This window comes from Vibrio sp. 811, from assembly GCF_033339195.1.
Genome location: NZ_JAWOUB010000003.1, coordinates 293,039 through 313,999 on the forward strand (window position 1 = coordinate 293,039; position 20,961 = coordinate 313,999).

Consider the following 20,961-nt stretch of genomic DNA (forward strand, 5'->3'; position numbering starts at 1 on the left):
GCGTCCTGGAGGATTCGAACCTCCGACCGCCTGGTTCGTAGCCAGGTACTCTATCCAGCTGAGCTAAGGACGCGCAGATCTTCTTGCTAAGAAGTTGTGAAGTAAATCACATTCATTTCTTACGAAACAAAAAAAAGGCCATCGGGCCAGTCAATGAATGGCGGTGAAGGAGGGATTCGAACCCTCGATACGGGATAAACCGTATACTCCCTTAGCAGGGGAGCGCCTTCAGCCTCTCGGCCACCTCACCGTTTTCATTGTTATATCTCAAAAGAGATATGGCGCGTCCTGGAGGATTCGAACCTCCGACCGCCTGGTTCGTAGCCAGGTACTCTATCCAGCTGAGCTAAGGACGCACTTTTTGTTGATAAATCAACGTTGCAAGAATGGCGGTGAAGGAGGGATTCGAACCCTCGATACGGGATAAACCGTATACTCCCTTAGCAGGGGAGCGCCTTCAGCCTCTCGGCCACCTCACCGTCTTGCGGAGGCACATATTACGTTTTACCGAAAATATGTCAAACATTTTCTTTGAAAAAATCCACGAAACTGGCTTAACCGTTGCTGATTTAATCAAAATGACTATTAAACGAACTTTATCACTCTATTATGATGAAAAAAAGACATTTATTTTCAAATAACTTTCTGAAGTTCGAATCAACATTATTGATGAATTCACAGCCATACTCAACACAATAGTTTCTGCAAATTTTCAAAAACAGTAAAAACTAAAAAGGCCAACCCTTCGGTTAGCCTTTTTCATTCAAACTAAGCTCTGTAAACAGGAGCGACTTAGTAGTTACCTGAAGCAACGTTGCCATTGCCTTTTTCAGCTTGAATGCGCATGTAGATTTCTTCACGGTGAACTGAAACCTCTTTCGGAGCGTTAACGCCGATACGCACTTGGTTACCTTTAACACCTAGTACAGTTACAGTCACTTCATCACCAATCATCAGTGTTTCGCCTACGCGGCGAGTCAAAATTAGCATTCTTTGCTCCTTGAGTAATCTCTAAATTTTCTTGCTACAAAGCTATTATCCAACAAAAGTTATATTTTCGTAAACTACCTTGTTAGCGAAAATCAGCCTAAAAAGGCATGTTTTTGTTGAATGTTTAATGCTTCACTAGACGTAATGTAAGCATCATGCAGAATGTTTGCTGCTGTATCCACACATTCGGGTGCTAAAACTAGCATCATAGTGAGTGCATTCGTTGCGCTGAAATTGATCTCAATATCTCGCTTTGCCAACAAATCGCATGCGTGCTCTACCATTCCATTGGCCTCAAGCCCCACTGCGGTCAACAGGCTTACCACTTCACTATTACGGATTTTGTCGCTGAACACCAGATCGAACTTGGCACATGCATCTTGTTTTATCATGATACCTGCCCGTTCTGTTTCCTCGATCACATTCCAAATGTCGATACCCAACATCTGACATTGTTTTGTAGCACTAGATAAATGTTCTTTATCGACTTCGATTATGGCAAGGTCACGTTGAATGGCTATACCAGAGACGGCTTGATTGCCTAACTCCCCCTTTACCAGACTGCCTTCATTAACATCAAATGTCGAAAGCACGCGCAGTGGCACATTATTCTTCCATGCAAATTGCACTGAAGGTAAATGTAATACTTTCGCGCCTCGGCTTGCCATCGCTTCCATGGAAGGAAAATCGATAACCGCCAATTTTCGCGCGTTTTTCACTACACGTGGGTCACAAGTATAAATACCATCAACGTCGGTAAAGATTTGACACTCATCAGCGCGCAATGCGCCTGCCAGTGCCACTGCGCTCGTATCTGAGCCACCTCGACCTAATGTGGTGATATCCCCGTTCTCATTCACACCTTGAAAGCCTGCAACAATCACGATTTGGTCTTGCTCAAGCAATCCCAGAATTGTCTTAGTATCAATGTGTTTAATCGTTGCGTCATTGTGTTGATTATCCGTCACAATATTCGCCTGTGCTCCGGTAAGCGAGCGTGCAGCATGACCCAATTTATTGAGTGCCATTGCTAACAGTGCCATTGACACTTGCTCACCAGCAGAGAGCAAAACATCAAGTTCTCGAGCTGTAGGCACGCTATCTATCTGTTTAGCGAGGTCCATCAGTCTGTTTGTTTCGCCTGACATTGCAGACACGACAACAACAACTTGATTGCCATCATTTTTCGCCTTAATGATGTGTTCAGCAACTTGGTGGATTCTTTCAATTGAACCCACTGAGGTTCCGCCAAACTTTTGCACGATAAGGGGCTTTTTCACCAGTCTTCACCTTCCCAAGACCGAAGTCTCTTTAGAACTGCTTACATCGTCAGTATTTCCTTTTAGAAAAATTATATAAGCAGTAGTTACAACAAAAACCAAATAGCCTAAATGACTCGGTTAACTTTTGGTCAATTAAACCACTTGGCTGCTAAAAAAAATTACGCTCAATCAAAGAAACTTGATTGAGCGTAATTTTAGTAGTTAAAAGCTTATAAGCGCTCTTCTAACCAAGGCTGAACTGTTTTAATTGCCTCTGGTAGTGCGGCTACATCAGTACCACCAGCTTGAGCCATGTCAGGACGACCACCGCCCTTACCACCGACTTGCTCAGCAATCATCTTAACTAGATCACCAGCTTTTACTTTACCAGTTAGATCTTTAGTCACACCAGCAATCAGGCCAACCTTGTCACCTGTTACGTTAGCAAGCAGTACGACACCAGACCCCATTTGGTTCTTGATGTCATCAACCATAGTACGTAGGTTCTTGCTGTCAGCGCCTTCAAGAGCTGCGACTAGAACTTTTGTACCATTGACTTCAACCGCTTTGCCCATGATGTTAGCGCTTTCTGCTGCCGCCATCTTATCTTTTAGCTTCTGCACTTCTTTCTCTAGCGCTTTTGCTTTCTGTGCAGATTCTGCCAGTTTCTCTTCGTACTTCGCGTTTTGAGCTTCAATCGCGTCTAATGCAGCCTCGCCTGTTACCGCCTCAATACGTCGAATACCTGCAGCAATGCCGCTTTCTGAAGTGATTTTGAATAGGCCAATATCACCTGTGCTTGATGCGTGAATACCACCGCAAAGCTCTGTCGAGAAGTCACCCATAGACAGTACGCGTACTTCGTCATCGTACTTCTCACCAAACAGTGCCATTGCGCCTTTCTTCTTAGCAGACTCAATGTCCATCACGTTGGTTTCAATCGTGTGGTTGCGACGAATTTGCGCGTTAACTAGACGCTCAACTTCTTTCAGTTCTGCTGCAGTTACGGCTTCTAGGTGTGAGAAGTCGAAACGTAGGTTGTCTGCCTTCACCAATGAGCCTTTCTGCGTTACGTGCTCACCTAAAACTTGGCGTAGTGCTGCGTGTAGCAAGTGCGTTGCTGAGTGGTTTAGAGAGATAGCTGCGCGACGCTCTGCGTCAACGATAGTTGCTACTTCATCACCTTTCGCTAGAACGCCTTCTGCCATTACACCGTGGTGCGCGATTGCGTTACCTAGTTTTTGAGTGTCCTCAACGCGGAATACACCAGACTCAGTACGGATTTCACCAGCGTCACCACACTGACCGCCTGACTCTGCGTAGAATGGTGTTTCACCAAGTACGATGATTGCTTTGTCGCCCGCAGATAGCGAATCTACTTCGTTGCCTTCAACGAACATCGCTGCTACAGAACTAGAGCCTTTAGTACCTGTGTAACCACAGAATTCTGTTTGCGTATCAACTTTGATTGCTGCGTTATAGTCAGTACCGAAGTTACCCGCTTCACGCGCACGTTGACGCTGCTCTTCCATCGCTTTCTCGAAACCTTCTTCGTCGATTGCGAACTCACGCTCACGTGCTACGTCGTTAGTTAAGTCAGCTGGGAAGCCGTAAGTATCGTAAAGTTTAAATACGGTTTCGCCGTCTAGTACTTTACCGTCTAGGTTATCTAGTGCTTCGTTTAGAATCGCCATACCGCGCTCAAGTGTACGACCAAAGTTTTCTTCTTCGATACGCAGTACTTTTTCAACCACAGCTTGTTGACGCTTCAGCTCTTCACCAGCCGTACCCATGATGTCAGCTAGAACGCCAACCAACTTGTGGAAGAATGCACCTTGTGCGCCCAGCTTGTTACCGTGACGAACTGCACGACGGATGATACGGCGTAATACGTAACCTCGACCTTCGTTTGAAGGCATAACACCATCCACGATCAGGAATGAACATGAACGGATGTGGTCAGCGATAACGCGTAGTGATTGGTTTGATAGGTCTTCGTAACCGATCACTTCTGCTGCTGCTTTGATAAGAGCTTGGAATACATCGATTTCGTAGTTTGAGTGAACGCCCTGCATGATTGCAGAGATACGCTCGATACCCATACCAGTATCTACCGATGGTTTTGGTAGCGGTTCCATAGTGCCGTCTGCGTGACGGTTGAACTGCATGAATACGTTGTTCCAGATCTCGATGAAACGGTCACCATCTTCTTCAGGCGTGCCAGGACGGCCACCCCAGATGTGCTCACCGTGATCGTAGAAGATTTCAGTACATGGACCACAAGGGCCAGTGTCGCCCATTTGCCAGAAGTTATCAGACTCGTACGGCTTGCCGCCTTCTTTATCACCAATGCGAACAATACGATCAGCGGGCACGCCAACTTTCTTGTTCCAGATGTCAAACGCTTCGTCATCGGTTTCGTAAACAGTTACCAATAAACGATCCGCTGGCAGTTTAAGAACTTCGGTTAGGAATTCCCAAGCAAAGGAGATCGCATCTTCTTTGAAGTAGTCGCCAAAGCTGAAGTTGCCTAACATTTCAAAGAATGTGTGGTGACGAGCAGTAAAGCCAACATTTTCTAGGTCGTTATGTTTACCACCAGCACGTACGCAACGCTGAGCCGTAGTCGCTCGAGTGTAGGCTCGTTTTTCTAAGCCTAAGAAACAATCTTTAAATTGGTTCATACCTGCGTTTGTGAACAGCAGGGTTGGGTCGTTATGTGGAACTAACGATGAACTTTCTACGATTTGGTGTCCTTTGCTCTCAAAGAACTTGAGGAACGCGTTACGAACCTCATCAGTGCTCATGTACATGCAGCTCTTCCTGAAAATAGTCGAGTTAGAATTTTGCCGTATTGTAGATCATGCAAACAGCTGAGACTAGTTTTCTTGAGGAAAAGAGGGAGTAGGAGAAAAAATTTGAAGCAAAACAAAAATCAGTGCGGACGACTGACCGTTAATCTTCGTCCTCAAAGCTCAGCGCGTTGCTGATTTGGTCAAAACTGTAGCCGCGATACTGCAGAAAACGAACTTGTTTTGCGTACTCTTTTTGGTCTTTGGCTTTAACACCTTTGAATTTCTTTTCTGCCGCCTGTTTAGCCAGTTCAAACCAATCTTGCGGCTCTTCAGCCATAGCTTGCTCAATCACCGATTCCGCAACACGCTTCTGGTTTAACTCTTGACGAATTCGACGCTCTCCATGTCCTTTGTATACATGCTGTCTAATTTGACTCTTCGCGTAACGTAAATCATCTAAATAGTTATGGTCTAGGCAAAAATTAATTGCGATGTCGATGTCTGATTCTTCATAGCCCTTCATCGATAATTTTTGGTAAAGCTCATACTGACCATGATCGCGACGGCTAAGCAATTGGATAGCAGCCTCTTTGCTCGATAATGTTGGCGCCTGGCGTTTTTGGTACATGATGATCCTAAAAGTATTTTTGCTGTACAGGCTCTCAATGGCCTTTGTGATAATTCGATTTTTGATTTCAATAGATACAACAAAGCCCCGCATTGCAGGGCTTTGTCATTTATTAATCTATGAGAGATTAAAACTCTTCAGCTTGCTCTGGCGCTTCAGGCGCTTCCGCAAGTGCTGGCGCTAGCAACATTTCACGAAGTTTTGTATCGATAGTTTTAGCCACTTCAGGATGCTCACGCAGGTAGTTACACGCATTCGCTTTACCTTGACCAATCTTATCGCCATTGTAGCTATACCAAGCACCGGCTTTTTCAACTAACTTGTGCTTCACACCTAGATCGACAAGTTCACCTTCGCGGTTAAAGCCTTGGCCGTACATGATTTGTGTGTTTGCTTCTTTAAATGGTGCTGCAATCTTATTCTTAACAACTTTGATGCGCGTTTCGTTACCTACCACTTCGTCACCTTCTTTGATTGCGCCAGTACGACGGATATCTAGACGAACAGAAGCGTAGAACTTAAGTGCGTTACCACCTGTTGTTGTTTCTGGGTTACCAAACATCACACCAATCTTCATACGGATTTGGTTGATGAAGATACACATACAGTTAGACTGCTTTAGGTTACCCGTTAGCTTACGCATTGCTTGAGAAAGCATACGTGCTTGCAGACCCATGTGGCTATCGCCCATTTCGCCTTCGATTTCTGCTTTCGGTGTTAGTGCTGCAACAGAGTCGACAACCATAACATCGATAGCACCAGAACGTGCAAGTGCGTCACAGATCTCTAGAGCTTGCTCACCTGTGTCTGGCTGAGAAACTAGCAATGCATCGATATCTACGCCAAGTTTCTTCGCGTATACAGGATCTAGAGCATGCTCTGCATCGATAAACGCACACGTTTTGCCTTCACGTTGCGCAGCAGCAATAAGCTCAAGCGTTAATGTTGTTTTACCTGAAGATTCTGGGCCGTAGATTTCTACGATACGACCCATTGGTAGACCACCAGCACCCAAAGCGATATCAAGAGAAAGAGAACCCGTTGAGATGGTTTCTACGTCCATTGCGCGGTTATCACCAAGGCGCATGATAGAGCCTTTACCGAATTGCTTTTCAATTTGACCTAGCGCAGCGGCGAGCGCTTTCTGTTTGTTCTCGTCCATTACTTTCTCCGATTTATTCATCTTCTTTGGGCGACGAATAGTAATTCATTTTTCTTAAGCAGAAGAACTGCTCAGCAATGAAAGTTATTATACTGTTGATTCATACAGTGTCCATACCTGTATGAAAAAAATTTGGCTGACCTAAAGTCATGATTTGCTCTAGCCCTTATCAATGCTGGGCTAAAACAAGTTAAGAAATTCTAGAGCAGATGTTGATACAATTGAGTCAGCGCGTGCTCGACCGCTTTTTTGCGAACTTCTGCACGGTCACCAGAGAAATGCATGGTTTCGACTTGCTGCCAACTTTGGTTATCAGCAAAAGCAAAGCAGACCATGCCGACTGGTTTCTCTTCACTGCCACCACCCGGCCCTGCAATACCACTGATGGACACACCGATGGTGGCATTGGAGTTTTTAATTGCACCCTGCACCATTTCAATCACAACTGGCTCACTCACTGCACCATGCGCTTCTAACGTTGAAGCTTGCACACCAAGCATCTCCATTTTCGCTTCATTACTGTAGGTGACGAACGCACGGTCAAGCCAAGCTGAACTACCAGCAATGTCAGTAATGGCGGTTGCAACACCACCACCTGTGCATGATTCTGCGGTTGTTAAAACATGCCCGTGTTTAGCCAATAATGCGCCTAAATCGGCACTCAATTTTGTTGTTTTTTCCATAGCCAAAATGCCCTTTGTCTCTTTTTACTTGATAGGGATTCACGTATCCTAAGCCGCTACGGAAATAAACAAAAGAACTTACCTGTGAAAGCTGAACAAAAACACACTCCGATGATGCAGCAATACCTCAAGCTAAAAGCTGAGAACCCAGAGATTTTGCTGTTCTACCGCATGGGCGATTTCTACGAACTCTTTTACGATGATGCCAAGCGAGCTTCTCAGCTTCTTGATATTTCATTGACCAAACGTGGTGCGTCTGCAGGTGAACCTATCCCAATGGCGGGTGTGCCATTTCACGCCGTAGAGGGCTACCTGGCAAAACTTGTTCAGCTTGGTGAGTCTGTGGCGATCTGTGAACAGATTGGCGATCCGGCCACCAGCAAGGGACCGGTAGAACGTAAAGTTGTGCGTATCGTGACACCAGGTACTGTGACGGATGAAGCGCTGCTTTCTGAGCGTGTCGATAACTTAATCGCAGCAATTTACCATCACAACGGTAAGTTCGGTTATGCGACGCTGGATGTCACCTCTGGTCGCTTCCAACTGACAGAACCAGAGACTGAAGAAGCGATGACAGCCGAGCTTCAACGTACTGCACCACGTGAGCTACTGTTCCCAGAAGATTTTGAACCTGTACATTTAATGGCGGGCCGCAATGGTAACCGTCGTCGCCCAGTCTGGGAGTTTGAGCTTGATACGGCTAAGCAACAACTCAATCAACAATTTGGCACAAAAGATCTGGTTGGTTTTGGTGTAGAACATGCGTCCTTAGGGTTATGTGCTGCTGGTTGTTTGATCCAGTACGTAAAAGATACTCAACGTACGGCTTTACCTCATATTCGCTCTTTAACGTTTGATCATCAGGATCAATCCGTCATCCTTGATGCTGCTACCCGACGTAATCTGGAAATTACTCAAAATCTAGCAGGCGGAACCGATAACACGCTCGCTGCAGTACTCGACCATTGTGCAACTCCGATGGGCAGCCGAATGCTGAAGCGTTGGTTGCATCAGCCTATGCGTTGCATTGAAACGTTAAACAATCGCCTTGATGCGATTGGTGAGATTAAAGAACAAGCTCTGTTTGCCGATCTTCAACCAACGTTAAAGCAAATTGGTGATATTGAACGTATCTTAGCGCGCCTTGCATTACGCTCTGCTCGCCCTCGCGATATGGCTAGACTTCGCAATGCCATGCAACAGCTACCAGAGCTAGAATCTGTCACCGCTTCTTTGACCCATCCGTACCTAACGAAATTGGCGAAGTATGCAGCTCCGATTGACGAAGTATGTGACCTGTTAGAGCGCGCGATTAAAGAAAATCCGCCGGTTGTTATTCGTGATGGTGGCGTCATCGCTGAAGGCTACAATGCGGAGCTCGATGAATGGCGAAAATTGGCAGACGGTGCAACAGAATATCTTGAGCAGCTTGAGCGAGATGAGCGTGAACGACACGGTATCGATACGCTTAAAGTAGGCTATAACAACGTTCATGGCTTCTTTATCCAAGTGAGCCGTGGCCAGAGCCATTTGGTTCCACCGCATTATGTACGTCGCCAAACACTCAAAAACGCTGAACGCTACATCATCCCAGAGCTTAAGGAACACGAAGACAAAGTACTTAACTCGAAATCTAAAGCGTTAGCACTTGAGAAACAGTTGTGGGAAGAACTGTTTGATCTATTGATGCCAAACCTTGAGAAGCTGCAAAACCTAGCTTCTGCTCTGTCTCAACTGGATGTATTACAAAACCTAGCAGAGCGTGCAGATTCGTTAGATTACTGCCGCCCAACGCTTGTGAAAGACGCAGGAATTCACATTCAAGCTGGTCGTCATCCAGTCGTAGAACAAGTAACAACAGAGCCGTTCATCGCGAACCCAATTGAGCTAAACCCAGCCCGTAAGATGTTGATCATTACCGGTCCAAACATGGGTGGTAAATCAACCTACATGCGTCAAACTGCGCTGATTGCATTGATGGCACATATCGGCTCTTATGTACCGGCAGAATCCGCACAGATTGGTTCTTTAGATCGTATATTTACTCGTATTGGTGCGTCAGATGATCTTGCATCTGGCCGCTCGACCTTCATGGTAGAAATGACCGAAACAGCCAATATTCTTCACAACGCAACTAAGAACAGTTTGGTGCTAATGGATGAAATCGGACGCGGTACTAGTACTTACGACGGTCTGTCTTTAGCTTGGGCAAGTGCGGAATGGCTCGCAACACAAATTGGTGCGATGACCCTATTTGCAACTCACTACTTCGAATTAACAGAGTTACCAAGCCAGCTGCCAAACTTAGCGAACGTTCACTTGGATGCCGTAGAACATGGAGACAGCATTGCCTTTATGCACGCAGTTCAAGAAGGTGCGGCAAGTAAGTCTTACGGCTTGGCTGTTGCGGGCTTAGCTGGCGTACCAAAAACGGTCATCAAAAATGCGCGTAACAAGCTATCTCAGCTAGAGCAACTGGGGCAAAACAGTGACACACCGCGTCCAAGTGCAGTAGATGTGGCCAACCAGTTGAGCCTGATTCCAGAGCCTAGCGAGGTCGAACAAGCTCTGTCAGGTATTGATCCTGACGACTTAACGCCACGCCAAGCTCTTGAAGAGCTGTATCGCTTGAAGAAGATGCTGTAAACAGACTCACACCGACGAGCAAAAAAGAAAAAAGGCTATGGGGAACCATAGCCTTTTGTGTATCTAGTGAAATACGGATTACTTAATCGTCTTCTACGTTAAACAAGTTTTCCATATTCAAACCTTGTTTGATTAGGACTTCACGAAGACGACGTAAACCTTCCACTTGTATTTGACGTACTCGCTCACGTGTCAGACCAATCTCTCGACCAACTTCTTCCAGCGTCGAAGGCTCGTAGCCTAGTAGGCCGAAGCGACGTGCAAGCACTTCTTTCTGTTTCGGATTCAACTCTTCTAACCAATGAATCAACGATGATTTGATGTCGTCATCTTGAGTCGAAACTTCTGGATCAGAGTTGTTTGCATCAGGAATAATATCCAGCAGCGCTTTCTCACCGTCACCACCGATTGGCGTGTCGACAGAGCTAATACGCTCATTAAGGCGTAACATTTTGCTTACGTCTTCGACTGGAATATCTAATTGAGCAGCAATTTCTTCTGCGGTCGGTTCGTGATCGAGCTTTTGAGAAAGTTCACGCGCAGTACGCAGATAAATGTTCAGCTCTTTCACTACGTGGATAGGTAGACGGATCGTGCGAGTTTGGTTCATCAACGCTCGCTCTATCGTTTGTCGGATCCACCATGTTGCGTAAGTAGAGAAACGGAAACCACGTTCTGGGTCGAATTTTTCGACCGCTCGGATCAAGCCGAGGTTACCTTCTTCAATCAGATCGAGTAGTGCTAGACCACGGTTACTGTATCGACGAGAAATCTTAACAACCAAACGTAGGTTACTTTCGATCATACGTTTGCGTGCCGCTTCGTCGCCACGTAGGGCGCGTCTTGCGTAAAGCACTTCTTCTTCGGCAGTAAGTAAAGGTGAGAAGCCAATTTCGCCCAAATACAACTGAGTTGCATCTAAGCTTTTACTGCTCGCGTCAAATTCTTCACGCGCAGTCGCTTTGCTTTCTGTGGATGATGATCTTTCGAGTTCGTTATCAATGGTCTTCACTGACGCATTGTCAAATGCAAACTCTTCAACTTTGGTTACTGTGTTGCTGATACTCATAACGCCTCCCCCTGGCGAGTTAGCAAGACATGACAACTCAATATGTCGCTAAATGATGTCGCAAGTTGTTTTTCAAAGTTTTAAGGCAAATAGCGTTTTGGATTCACTGATTTACCTTGATAGCGAATTTCAAAGTGTAGTTTGACCGACTTTGCACCTGAACTACCCATGGTGGCGATTTTTTGTCCGCTTTTTACGCTTTGTCCTTCTGTGACCAGCAGTTTGTCATTATGTGCGTATGCGCTTAAATAATTGTCGTTATGTTTTACTATAATTAAGTTGCCATAACCTCGTAGCGCATTGCCTGAATAAACGACTGTGCCGGCTGCGGTTGAAACGATAGGTTGACCACGCTGTCCTGCGATGTCGATACCTTTATTTCCCTGTTCTCCCGCCGAAAAGTTCTTGATTACTCTCCCTTTTGTTGGCCACAACCACTTTGAGACTTTATCACTCTTTGCTGTGGTAGTTGGCGCTTTTTGCTTCACTTTTTGGTTATCTTTTGAACCAACATACTCCTTTGTTTTCGATTGTTCAACCTTCTTTGGAGGCTGTTTTTGTACGACTTTAGGCTTAGTCTCTGTAGGTTTTTGACTAGAGTTTTTACTCGAAGGTTTAGGTTTAGAGGCTGTTGATGTTTTCGTCACTGGAGCTGGGGGTGTCGTAACAACAGGAGCCACAACGGGTTCAACTTTTTGACCATATTTAGGGGCGACATATTTCGGAGCCCAAAGTTTTAGCCTCTGTCCTGGGTAGATAGTGTAAGGCTGAGTTAACTCATTGTAACGAACAAGATCATTTACATCTTTATCTGTGACATAAGCTATGAAGTAAAGTGTATCACCTTTTTTTACCTCATAATAACTCCCTCTGTAACTCCCTCTTTCAAGGCTTGAATAGTCTTTTTTTAGGCTAGAGACAGGTGCAGGGGAATGCGCTGCACAACCAACTAGTCCTGCAGCAAACACAAAGCTAATACCAATATGACGTAGTAACTTATTCACCTATCCCTAACCCTTAAGCTAAATCACCCGCAACCAGAGGTACGAACCGAACCATTTCTACAACGGTAGAGAGATATTCGTCTCCCTTACGCTCTATTTTTAATAACTGTTGCTCCGTATCTCCAACAGGAATGACCATTTTGCCGCCATCTCTTAATTGTGAGAGAAGAGCTTGGGGAATCACTTCAGCGGCAGCGGTAACAATGATAGCATCGAAAGGACCTCGCGCTTCCCAGCCCTGCCACCCATCAGCATGCTTAGTTGAAACATTGTAGATATCCAATTGCTTCAGGCGACGCTTTGCTTCCCATTGCAACGATTTAATTCGCTCAACGGAGTATACATGATCAACAATTTGCGCCAGTACCGCGGTTTGATAACCCGATCCCGTTCCGATTTCCAGAACACGACTCGCCGGCTCTAGCTCAAGCAACTCGGTCATACGAGCAACGATATAAGGCTGAGAAATAGTTTGTCCCTGACCAATTGGTAACGCATTGTTATCATAGGCTTGGTGCATCATCGCTTGAGAAACAAAGCTTTCTCGTGGCAAGCGTTGGATAGCATCCAGAACTCTTTGGTCTTTGATGCCACTGGAGATAAGAAACGCTATCAACCTGTCAGCATGTGGGTTACTCATTACTTCTCTTCCTTTAACCAACTATCCATAGCACGCAGCGACTCGTGAGCGGTGAGATCAACTTGCAGAGGCGTCATTGAAACTCGGCCATGCTCAATTGCATAAAAGTCCGTGCCCTCTCCTGCATCTTGCTCCTTTCCTGGTGGCCCTAACCAATAAATGTCATGGCCTCTCGGATCTTTCTGCTTGATCATATTCTCTGCGTGATGACGTGCACCTAAACGCGTAACTTCAATTTCACCTAAATTCTCTGATGGTAAGTCAGGCACGTTTACGTTCAGTAGACGATTCGTTGGAATCGGCGACGCTAAATGCTGTTGTACAATGTGACGTGCAATTTTAGCGGCAGATTCGAAATGTCGCTTACCCACTAGAGAAAAAGCCACCGACTGAACGCCAAGGAAATGACCTTCCATGGCGGCTGCAACTGTTCCAGAATAAAGAACATCATCACCCAAATTAGCGCCATGGTTGATTCCTGACAGAACAAGATCAGGCAAATCATCTTTCATTAGCTCATTCAGCGCGAAATGCACACAATCCGTGGGCGTGCCTTGCACTGAGTAGATATTTGGGGCAATTTCAGTCACGCGTAATGGTTGTTCTAATGTGAGTGAATTCGAAGCACCTGAACGATTTCGATCAGGTGCGACAATGGTCACTTCGGCGATATCTCTCAACTCATCAGCGAGGGCATGAATCCCTTGTGCATGAACACCATCATCATTGCTGATTAAGACTCTTAAGGGCTTCGGGTTTCGTGAATCCTGTTCCATTAGTATTCTCTTTCTACTTCAACCTCATTAACTAACTCACGAACAATAGAGGTCGCAAAAGATCCCGCATCCAGTGAGAAAGTCAGCGTAATGTTGTTACCTTCAACCGTCCAAGCTAAATCTTTTGGCTTCAGCGCAATATCGCGACGATCGTGGCGCATGCGATTACCACGAATCAACGCCATGAGGTCAGGCTCTTCGTCTAAAAACGGTTGCTCTAATGCCAGAGCCTCGGCTTGAGTAGGCAGTGCATTATCGCCAGCAAGCGCAGCGGTAATTGCCGCTTCACCTTGTGCAAATTGCACTTGCAAATCAGTGATGTTGTTTGCATCAATCAACTGAGTGCCAGAATTCGTCTGTGCAATGTCACCATCAATGAACTTATCAAACACACCATTCTCTAGACGAGCTGAAACGATGCGGTTGAAAATCCACGAACGAGCCGCTGATAAATACATGCTGCGCTTGTTTTGATTGCGGGTACGAACGTTTTCGCGTCCCCATCGACGTGCTTCTTCAAGGTTGTTACCATCGTTACCAAAACGCTGACTACCAAAGTAGTTTGGCACGCCAACTTGTTTCACTTTTTCAAGACGTTGCTCTACATCCGCTATATCTGTCACTTCAGACAAAGTAACCACGAACTCGTTCCCTACTAGGTCACCAGGACGCAGTTTTTTATTGTGACGATCTGTTGCAAGGATTTCGATACTTGGGTATTGAGCCAAAAACGCTGAAAAATCTGGCGTTTCACCTTTTGGTAAATGGACACTTAACCACTGTTCCGTCACCGCATGACGGTCTTTAAGACCCGCCCAGCTAACGTCTTTCGACTTAACACCACAGGCTTTTGCTAACTCGTTAGCAACGAAGCTGGTGTTCTCGCCCGTTTTACGGATACGAACCATTAAGTGCTCGCCTTCGCCCGTAAAGGCAAAACCTAAATCTTCGCGAACCTGAAAATGCTCTGGCTGCGCTTTAATTTTTGCCGATGCAACTGGCTTACCCGTTAGGTAAGCCAATGAAGATAAAATGTCTGACATGATGTGTTTCCGCTGATATCACAGCTTAGAGGAGCAAATTGCTAGTTATTGCTTAAACAGAAGTACAACGGCTTCCGTTGCAATGCCTTCTTTGCGTCCAGTAAAACCGAGACGTTCTGTCGTCGTCGCTTTTACGTTAATGTTACTAATGTCGGTTTCTAGGTCTTCGGCTATCGCCGCACACATTGCGTCAATGTGTGGTGCCATTTTAGGCGCTTGTGCCATGATGGTTACATCAGCATTGCCAAGACGGTAGCCTTGCTCTTTAACTCGACGGTAAACGTCTTTCAGTAATTCACGACTGTTTGCGCCTTTCCATTTATCATCCGTATCTGGGAAATGACGACCAATATCGCCGGCAGCAATCGCGCCCAGCAGAGCATCCGTTAACGCATGCAACGCTACATCGCCATCTGAGTGAGCAATCAAACCTTGCTCATAAGGGATTGCTACACCACCAATAATGACTGGGCCTTCACCACCGAATTTATGTACATCGAAACCATGACCAATTCGAATCATTTTCTATCCTTTCTTTATTCGCCGCGCTCACGGCTTAGATAAAACTCGGCTAACGCAAGGTCTTCTGGCTGAGTGATTTTTATATTGTTCGCATTCCCTTGAACTAAGGCTGGCTTCTCGCCTAGCCATTCCAAAGCCGAGGCTTCATCGGTAATGGTTACACCCTGTTCTAATGCGTCAGCCAGTGCTTGAGTAAGCTGCTGAGTTTTAAACATTTGTGGAGTAAGTGCATGCCACAATGCTTCTCTATCTACCGTATGATCGATATCTTGTACTGCGTTTGCTCGCTTCATTGTATCTCTCACAGGAGATGCGAGAATGCCACCCGTTGAGTGGGCGCAGCAAACATCAATCAAACGGTCAATGTCGGATGTTAATACACATGGCCTCGCAGCGTCGTGGACTAATACCCACTCGCTTTCCAGATGCTCATTGACATAGTTTAGCCCTGATAACACAGAGTCTGCTCTTTCTTTACCACCAGCTACACGAATCACATCTGGGTGCTTAGCAATGGACAATTCTGGGTAATATGGGTCGCCGTCAGTAATGGCAACGACAACCTTAGAAATATTTGGGTGAGAAAGCAGTTTCTCTACGGTATGTTCCAGTACCGCTTTACCTTCGATCAATAAATATTGCTTAGGGCGATCTGCCTTCATTCTGCTCCCTACACCAGCAGCAGGCACAATTGCGATATGCGATGAGTTCATATCCAACATTTTAATGGTTTTCCTCACCTATAATGCGGTAAAAAGTCTCGCCACCTTTAACTAAACCGAGCTCATGACGCGCACGTTCTTCAATCGCATCAAGACCTTGCCTTAAGTCATCAATCTCAGCGAACATTTCATTGTTGCGAGCTTGTAGCTTGCTGTTCACTTGTTGCTGAACTTCAATTTCATCTTTTACTGTGTAGTAGTCAGACACTCCGTTTTTACCAAACCATAGAGTGTATTGAAGCAAGCCAAACAGTAGCGTAAGGGCTATAACAAAGATTCGCATATCGCTGCTAACATTCTGTACCGGAAGGAATTAGATAAGGTGACATATATAGCATAAATGCGAGGTTGCCTCTAGGGGAGAAAGGGAGACTCACACGCTCCTTACAAGAAATAAGCAGCAAAATGAAACAAGCTCATAGGAAGCGCTCCTTACCCATGACCAAAGTAAGAGCCAAAAATACAAACTTATAAATACAAAAAAACCGCCGTAGCGATGGTTTCAAAAAGCTATTTAGCGAAACTTTACTCAATAAGAATTAAGCTTGACCTTTAACTTCTTTAAGACCGCTTCCTTGAAACATGGAGGAGCGCGCTCACCTAGAGCTTCCGTTATATAAAAAAACACCCCGCCAAGGCAGGGTGTTTTAAAAGCTTTAAGTTAAGCTGCTAATTCAGTGAAGAATTAAGCTTGACCTTTAACTTCTTTAAGACCGTTGAAAGGAGCGCGCTCACCTAGAGCTTCCTCGATACGGATTAGCTGGTTGTACTTAGCAACACGGTCAGAACGGCTCATAGAACCAGTTTTGATTTGACCTGCTGCTGTACCTACCGCTAGGTCAGCGATAGTTGCATCTTCAGTTTCGCCAGAACGGTGAGAGATTACTGCTGTGTAACCTGCGTCTTTAGCCATCTTGATTGCAGCTAGAGTCTCAGTTAGAGAACCGATTTGGTTGAACTTGATAAGGATAGAGTTAGCTACGCCTTTCTCGATACCTTCAGCAAGGATCTTAGTGTTAGTAACGAATAGATCGTCACCTACTAGTTGAAGCTTGTCACCTAGTAGTTCAGTTTGGTGCTTGAAGCCATCCCAGTCAGACTCGTCTAGACCGTCTTCGATAGAAACGATTGGGAATTGGTTAGCTAGCTCAGCTAGGTAGTGGTTGAACTCTTCAGAAGTGAAAGTTTTACCTTCGCCTTTCATGTTGTAGATGCCAGCTTCTTTGTCGAAGAACTCAGATGCAGCACAGTCCATAGCTAGAGTAACGTCTTTACCTAGTTCATAACCAGCAGCTGCAACAGCTTCTGCGATAACTTCTAGAGCTTCAGCGTTAGATTTAAGGTTAGGAGCGAAACCACCTTCATCACCAACTGCAGTGCTGTAGCCTTTAGACTTAAGAACTTTAGCTAGGTTGTGGAATACTTCTGCACCGATACGTAGACCTTCTTTAAGAGTCTTAGCGCCAACTGGTTGGATCATGAACTCTTGGATGTCAACGTTGTTGTCTGCGTGCTCGCCACCGTTGATGATGTTCATCATTGGTAGAGGCATAGAGAACTGACCTGCAGTGCCGTTTAGCTCAGCGATGTGCTCGTATAGAGGCATGCCTTTCGCAGCAGCAGCAGCTTTAGCGTTTGCTAGAGAAACAGCTAGGATAGCGTTAGCACCGAATTTAGATTTGTTTTCAGTGCCGTCTAGTTCGATCATTACTGCGTCGATTGCAGCTTGGTCTTTAGCGTCTTTGCCAACTAGAGCTTCAGCGATTGGGCCGTTTACAGCTTCAACTGCTTTAAGAACACCTTTACCTAGGAAACGTGCTTTGTCACCGTCACGTAGCTCAAGAGCTTCGCGAGAACCAGTAGATGCGCCAGATGGAGCTGCCGCCATACCTACGAAACCGCCTTCTAGGTGTACTTCAGCTTCTACAGTTGGGTTACCACGTGAGTCGATGATTTCACGACCTAGAACTTTAACGATCTTAGACATTAATGTTTCCTCTCGTTTCAAATATAAATGTCAATCTTAAAGGGCAGCAGCACAACCTTCGCCGCCGCCCGTATCCTTTTACTTCTCGAATTCGCCGCGTGCGTTTTGGCCCGCAGCCTTAACAAAACCTGCAAACAATGGATGTCCATCGCGAGGAGTCGAGGTGAATTCTGGGTGGAACTGAGCCGCTACAAACCATGGGTGAGCTGGGTTCTCAATCATTTCCACTAACTTCTTGTCCGCAGATAGACCTGATACTTTTAGGCCTGCTTTTTCGATTTGCGGACGAAGCACGTTATTCACTTCGTAACGGTGACGGTGACGTTCATGGATCGTCGCGCTACCGTACAGTTCACGAGCTTTAGTCCCTTTCTCTAGGTGACACAGCTGTGAACCAAGACGCATCGTACCGCCTAGGTCAGACTTTTCAGTACGCTCTTCTACGCTACCTGATTCGTCTACCCACTCTGTGATCAAACCTACCACAGGGTACTTAGTCTCTTTGTTAAATTCTGTTGAATGTGCACCTTCCATACCCGCAACGTTACGCGCGTATTCGATTAGTGCAACTTGCATACCCAAACAAATACCTAGGTAAGGCACGTTATTTTCACGTGCATATTGAGCCGCACGGATCTTGCCTTCAATACCACGATCGCCGAAGCCACCTGGTACTAGGATTGCGTCCAAACCTTCTAGAAGTTCAACGCCTTTTGTTTCGATATCTTGTGAGTCTACATACTTAATTGTGACGCTTAGACGGTTTTTCAAGCCAGCGTGTTTAAGCGCTTCGTTCACAGATTTGTATGCATCTGGTAATTCAATGTATTTACCAACCATACCGATGGTTACTTCACCAGTAGGATTTGCTTCTTCGTAGATAACCTGTTCCCATTCAGAAAGGTCTGCTTCCGGAGCAGTAATACCAAAGCGAGCACACACAAGGTCATCTAGACCTTGAGATTTAATTAACTGAGGGATCTTGTAGATAGAGTCTACATCCTTCATTGAAATTACTGCTTTTTCTGGAACATTACAGAATAGTGCGATTTTTTTACGCTCATTCGCAGGAATAACGCGATCGCTACGGCAAACTAGGATGTCTGGCTGAATACCGATAGATAGAAGTTCTTTTACAGAGTGTTGCGTCGGCTTAGTTTTCACTTCGCCCGCTGCCGCTAGGTAAGGAACAAGTGTTAGGTGCATGAACATTGCGCGCTCACGGCCTAGCTCAACAGCTAGCTGACGAATCGCTTCCATAAATGGTAGTGATTCGATATCACCAACAGTACCGCCAACTTCAACAATAGCCACATCATGGCCTTCAGAACCTGCAATAACGCGATCTTTGATTGCGTTAGTGATATGAGGGATAACTTGAATAGTTGCGCCTAGGTAGTCACCACGACGTTCTTTACGAAGTACGTCGGCATAAACACGACCTGCAGTGAAGTTGTTACGCTTGGTCATCTTGGTACGGATGAAACGCTCGTAGTGACCAAGGTCAAGGTCAGTCTCTGCGCCATCTTCTGTAACGAACACTTCACCGTGCTGAGTAGGGCTCATTGTGCCCGGGTCAACGTTGATGTAAGGGTCAAGCTTCATCATAGTCACTTTAAGACCACGAGCTTCTAGAATAGCCGCAAGAGATGCTGCTGCAATACCTTTACCTAGAGAGGATACAACCCCGCCAGTAACAAAAATGTAATTTGTCGTCATGTTTAACCTGAAATTGGTTGAATGAGGGAAATGGAGTGCTTCTGGACGGGAGATAAATATACCAGAAGCTCCTTACCGCCACAACGTGAAATCTATCACACCGTAATTTTTTATTTTTTGCTTCAAATCAAAGTGAGCAAAGACAAACCAAAGTCCGTTTTCGTGTAACCAAACAAGCTGACCTTATATTATGTATTCTGCCAGTTTACCTCTGCCTCGATTCTTCTTGTTTTACTTCATCCCAAAAATGGTCAAGTTCTGATAAAGAACAATCTGTAAGTACTTTGCCTGACTGCTGGACCTTGCCTTCAACTTGTTTAAAACGTCGCGCAAACTTTACGTTTGCTTTTCCTAGCGCGACTTCTGGGTTTTTATCAAGGTGGCGAGCCAAATTGACAGTCGCAAATAGCAAATCACCGAGCTCCAACTCAACTTTCTCTTCATCGGGCTGAACTTGCAGTGCCTCTTCCATGACTTCGTCAATTTCTTCTCGTACTTTATCGACAACCGGGCCAAGTGAATCCCAATCAAACCCAAATTTTGCACATTTTTTCTGAATTTTTGTAGCACGAGAAAGTGCCGGTAAAGAGTTTGGTATTGAGTCTAGGATACTTTCTTCCGCTTTGCCTACTAGGGCTTTTTCTTTTGCTTTTTCCGCTTCCCAGTTCGCGTTAATTTCCTCGTCAGATTCAAACTCAACATCTGAAAAAACATGCGGGTGGCGACGAGTCAGTTTTTCGTTCACGGTTTCAACGACATCCGAAAAGTCAAACAGCTCTTGCTCTTTCGCTAGCTGACTGTAAAAAATCACCTGAAACAACAAATCCCCTAGCTCTTCTTTTAGATTGGGCCAATCTCGATTTTGAATCGCGTCCACCACTTCGTAGGTTTCTTCTATAGTATGCGGAACGATGGTGTCAAAGGTTTGTTTTAAGTCCCAAGGGCAACCGTTTTCTGGGTCACGCAGCTTCGCCATGATTTGTTCTAACTGTTCAATTGGATGACTCATTTTTGTTCCTTTAAACCTTTCTGTTAAAGAAAAAGGTGAGCAGCCAAAACCACTCACCTTCTACATTATATTTTCTCAGCAGCTTTCACTAAGTAATTGTTACTTTGACAAGGCAACAAATTTTCGCGACCCCTGAGCATAGCTCGCCTATGTGATACCCCTGAGCCGGCACGTCGGAATAAGTGCAGCTAACGCAGAGAAAAAGCCAAATATGACGCAAGTGTAACTCTGTAAATAGTTGAAGTTGTAGCTAGGCGACAAACAAACGAGACTCCATCACATGGTTCACCATGTGATGAGCCTG

18 protein-coding genes and 4 tRNA genes are annotated in these 20,961 nt (G+C 45.4%); 1 reads left to right on the forward strand and 21 read right to left on the reverse strand.

Annotated features, from left to right (window positions below; translation table 11 throughout):
* The 10 genes from R7Q46_RS08150 to pncC form a co-directional block, all read right to left on the reverse strand.
* Nucleotides 1-73, reverse strand: a tRNA-Arg gene (locus R7Q46_RS08150).
* 85 nt (nucleotides 74-158) lie between these two features.
* Nucleotides 159-250, reverse strand: a tRNA-Ser gene (locus R7Q46_RS08155).
* Nucleotides 251-279: 29 nt separating this feature from the next.
* Nucleotides 280-356: transfer RNA gene (locus R7Q46_RS08160), tRNA-Arg, on the reverse strand.
* Between the two features lie 31 nt (nucleotides 357-387).
* Nucleotides 388-479: transfer RNA gene (locus R7Q46_RS08165), tRNA-Ser, on the reverse strand.
* A 313-nt stretch (nucleotides 480-792) separates the two neighbouring features.
* Entirely contained in the window at nucleotides 793-990 is a 198-nt protein-coding gene (csrA, locus tag R7Q46_RS08170) for a carbon storage regulator CsrA (protein ID WP_004415691.1), read from the reverse strand.
* Nucleotides 991-1,082: 92 nt separating this feature from the next.
* Nucleotides 1,083-2,270: an aspartate kinase gene (locus R7Q46_RS08175; protein ID WP_213872053.1), complete on the reverse strand. Its 1,188-nt coding sequence runs from the start codon at nucleotides 2,268-2,270 to the stop codon at nucleotides 1,083-1,085.
* Between the two features lie 212 nt (nucleotides 2,271-2,482).
* Nucleotides 2,483-5,065 (reverse strand): alanine--tRNA ligase, encoded by a 2,583-nt coding sequence (gene alaS / locus R7Q46_RS08180; RefSeq protein WP_005380872.1) that lies wholly within the window; start codon nucleotides 5,063-5,065, stop codon nucleotides 2,483-2,485.
* A gap of 142 nt (nucleotides 5,066-5,207) precedes the next feature.
* The gene (gene recX / locus R7Q46_RS08185; RefSeq protein ID WP_171343188.1) at nucleotides 5,208-5,675 is read right to left on the reverse strand and encodes a recombination regulator RecX; all 468 of its coding nucleotides are present in this window, start codon (nucleotides 5,673-5,675) and stop codon (nucleotides 5,208-5,210) included.
* Nucleotides 5,676-5,802: 127 nt separating this feature from the next.
* Nucleotides 5,803-6,837 carry a recombinase RecA gene (gene recA / locus R7Q46_RS08190; protein ID WP_171343187.1) on the reverse strand — a complete coding sequence of 345 codons (1,035 nt, stop codon included), beginning with the start codon at nucleotides 6,835-6,837 and terminating at the stop codon, nucleotides 5,803-5,805.
* Between the two features lie 200 nt (nucleotides 6,838-7,037).
* On the reverse strand, nucleotides 7,038-7,520 hold the full coding sequence (gene pncC, locus R7Q46_RS08195) for a nicotinamide-nucleotide amidase (RefSeq protein WP_005383794.1): 483 nt from the start codon (nucleotides 7,518-7,520) through the stop codon (nucleotides 7,038-7,040).
* 84 nt (nucleotides 7,521-7,604) lie between these two features.
* Here pncC and mutS point away from each other — a divergent pair, with 84 nt between their 5' ends.
* On the forward strand, nucleotides 7,605-10,166 hold the full coding sequence (gene mutS / locus R7Q46_RS08200) for a DNA mismatch repair protein MutS (RefSeq protein WP_167415441.1): 2,562 nt from the start codon (nucleotides 7,605-7,607) through the stop codon (nucleotides 10,164-10,166).
* Between the two features lie 82 nt (nucleotides 10,167-10,248).
* On the opposite strand, the gene rpoS is transcribed toward mutS, so the two are convergent.
* The 11 genes from rpoS to mazG all read right to left on the reverse strand — a co-directional run bounded on the left by rpoS (nucleotide 10,249) and on the right by mazG (nucleotide 20,657).
* Nucleotides 10,249-11,235, reverse strand: a complete 987-nt coding sequence (gene rpoS, locus R7Q46_RS08205; protein WP_005380887.1) for an RNA polymerase sigma factor RpoS — start codon at nucleotides 11,233-11,235, stop codon at nucleotides 10,249-10,251.
* Between the two features lie 80 nt (nucleotides 11,236-11,315).
* Nucleotides 11,316-12,239 (reverse strand): peptidoglycan DD-metalloendopeptidase family protein, encoded by a 924-nt coding sequence (locus R7Q46_RS08210; RefSeq protein ID WP_017633546.1) that lies wholly within the window; start codon nucleotides 12,237-12,239, stop codon nucleotides 11,316-11,318.
* 13 nt (nucleotides 12,240-12,252) lie between these two features.
* Entirely contained in the window at nucleotides 12,253-12,879 is a 627-nt protein-coding gene (locus R7Q46_RS08215) for a protein-L-isoaspartate(D-aspartate) O-methyltransferase (protein WP_005380892.1), read from the reverse strand.
* Nucleotides 12,879-13,655 carry a 5'/3'-nucleotidase SurE gene (surE, locus tag R7Q46_RS08220; protein ID WP_047103164.1) on the reverse strand — a complete coding sequence of 259 codons (777 nt, stop codon included), beginning with the start codon at nucleotides 13,653-13,655 and terminating at the stop codon, nucleotides 12,879-12,881. The genes R7Q46_RS08215 and surE overlap by 1 nt, the downstream gene beginning before the upstream one ends.
* A complete protein-coding gene (truD, locus tag R7Q46_RS08225) occupies nucleotides 13,655-14,698 on the reverse strand; it encodes a tRNA pseudouridine(13) synthase TruD (protein WP_033907437.1) in 1,044 nt (347 codons plus the stop codon). Before truD ends, surE begins: the two co-directional genes overlap by 1 nt.
* Nucleotides 14,699-14,743: 45 nt before the next feature.
* The gene (gene ispF, locus R7Q46_RS08230) at nucleotides 14,744-15,220 is read right to left on the reverse strand and encodes a 2-C-methyl-D-erythritol 2,4-cyclodiphosphate synthase (protein WP_005380896.1); all 477 of its coding nucleotides are present in this window, start codon (nucleotides 15,218-15,220) and stop codon (nucleotides 14,744-14,746) included.
* Nucleotides 15,221-15,234: 14 nt separating this feature from the next.
* On the reverse strand, nucleotides 15,235-15,942 hold the full coding sequence (ispD, locus tag R7Q46_RS08235; RefSeq protein WP_017821625.1) for a 2-C-methyl-D-erythritol 4-phosphate cytidylyltransferase: 708 nt from the start codon (nucleotides 15,940-15,942) through the stop codon (nucleotides 15,235-15,237).
* A 1-nt stretch (nucleotide 15,943) separates the two neighbouring features.
* A complete protein-coding gene (ftsB, locus tag R7Q46_RS08240; RefSeq protein ID WP_213872056.1) occupies nucleotides 15,944-16,225 on the reverse strand; it encodes a cell division protein FtsB in 282 nt (93 codons plus the stop codon).
* A gap of 402 nt (nucleotides 16,226-16,627) precedes the next feature.
* On the reverse strand, nucleotides 16,628-17,929 hold the full coding sequence (gene eno, locus R7Q46_RS08245; RefSeq protein ID WP_005383785.1) for a phosphopyruvate hydratase: 1,302 nt from the start codon (nucleotides 17,927-17,929) through the stop codon (nucleotides 16,628-16,630).
* 78 nt (nucleotides 17,930-18,007) lie between these two features.
* A complete protein-coding gene (locus R7Q46_RS08250) occupies nucleotides 18,008-19,648 on the reverse strand; it encodes a CTP synthase (protein ID WP_021034029.1) in 1,641 nt (546 codons plus the stop codon).
* A gap of 205 nt (nucleotides 19,649-19,853) precedes the next feature.
* Nucleotides 19,854-20,657, reverse strand: a complete 804-nt coding sequence (mazG, locus tag R7Q46_RS08255; protein WP_005383780.1) for a nucleoside triphosphate pyrophosphohydrolase — start codon at nucleotides 20,655-20,657, stop codon at nucleotides 19,854-19,856.
* Nucleotides 20,658-20,961: the final 304 nt, after the last annotated feature.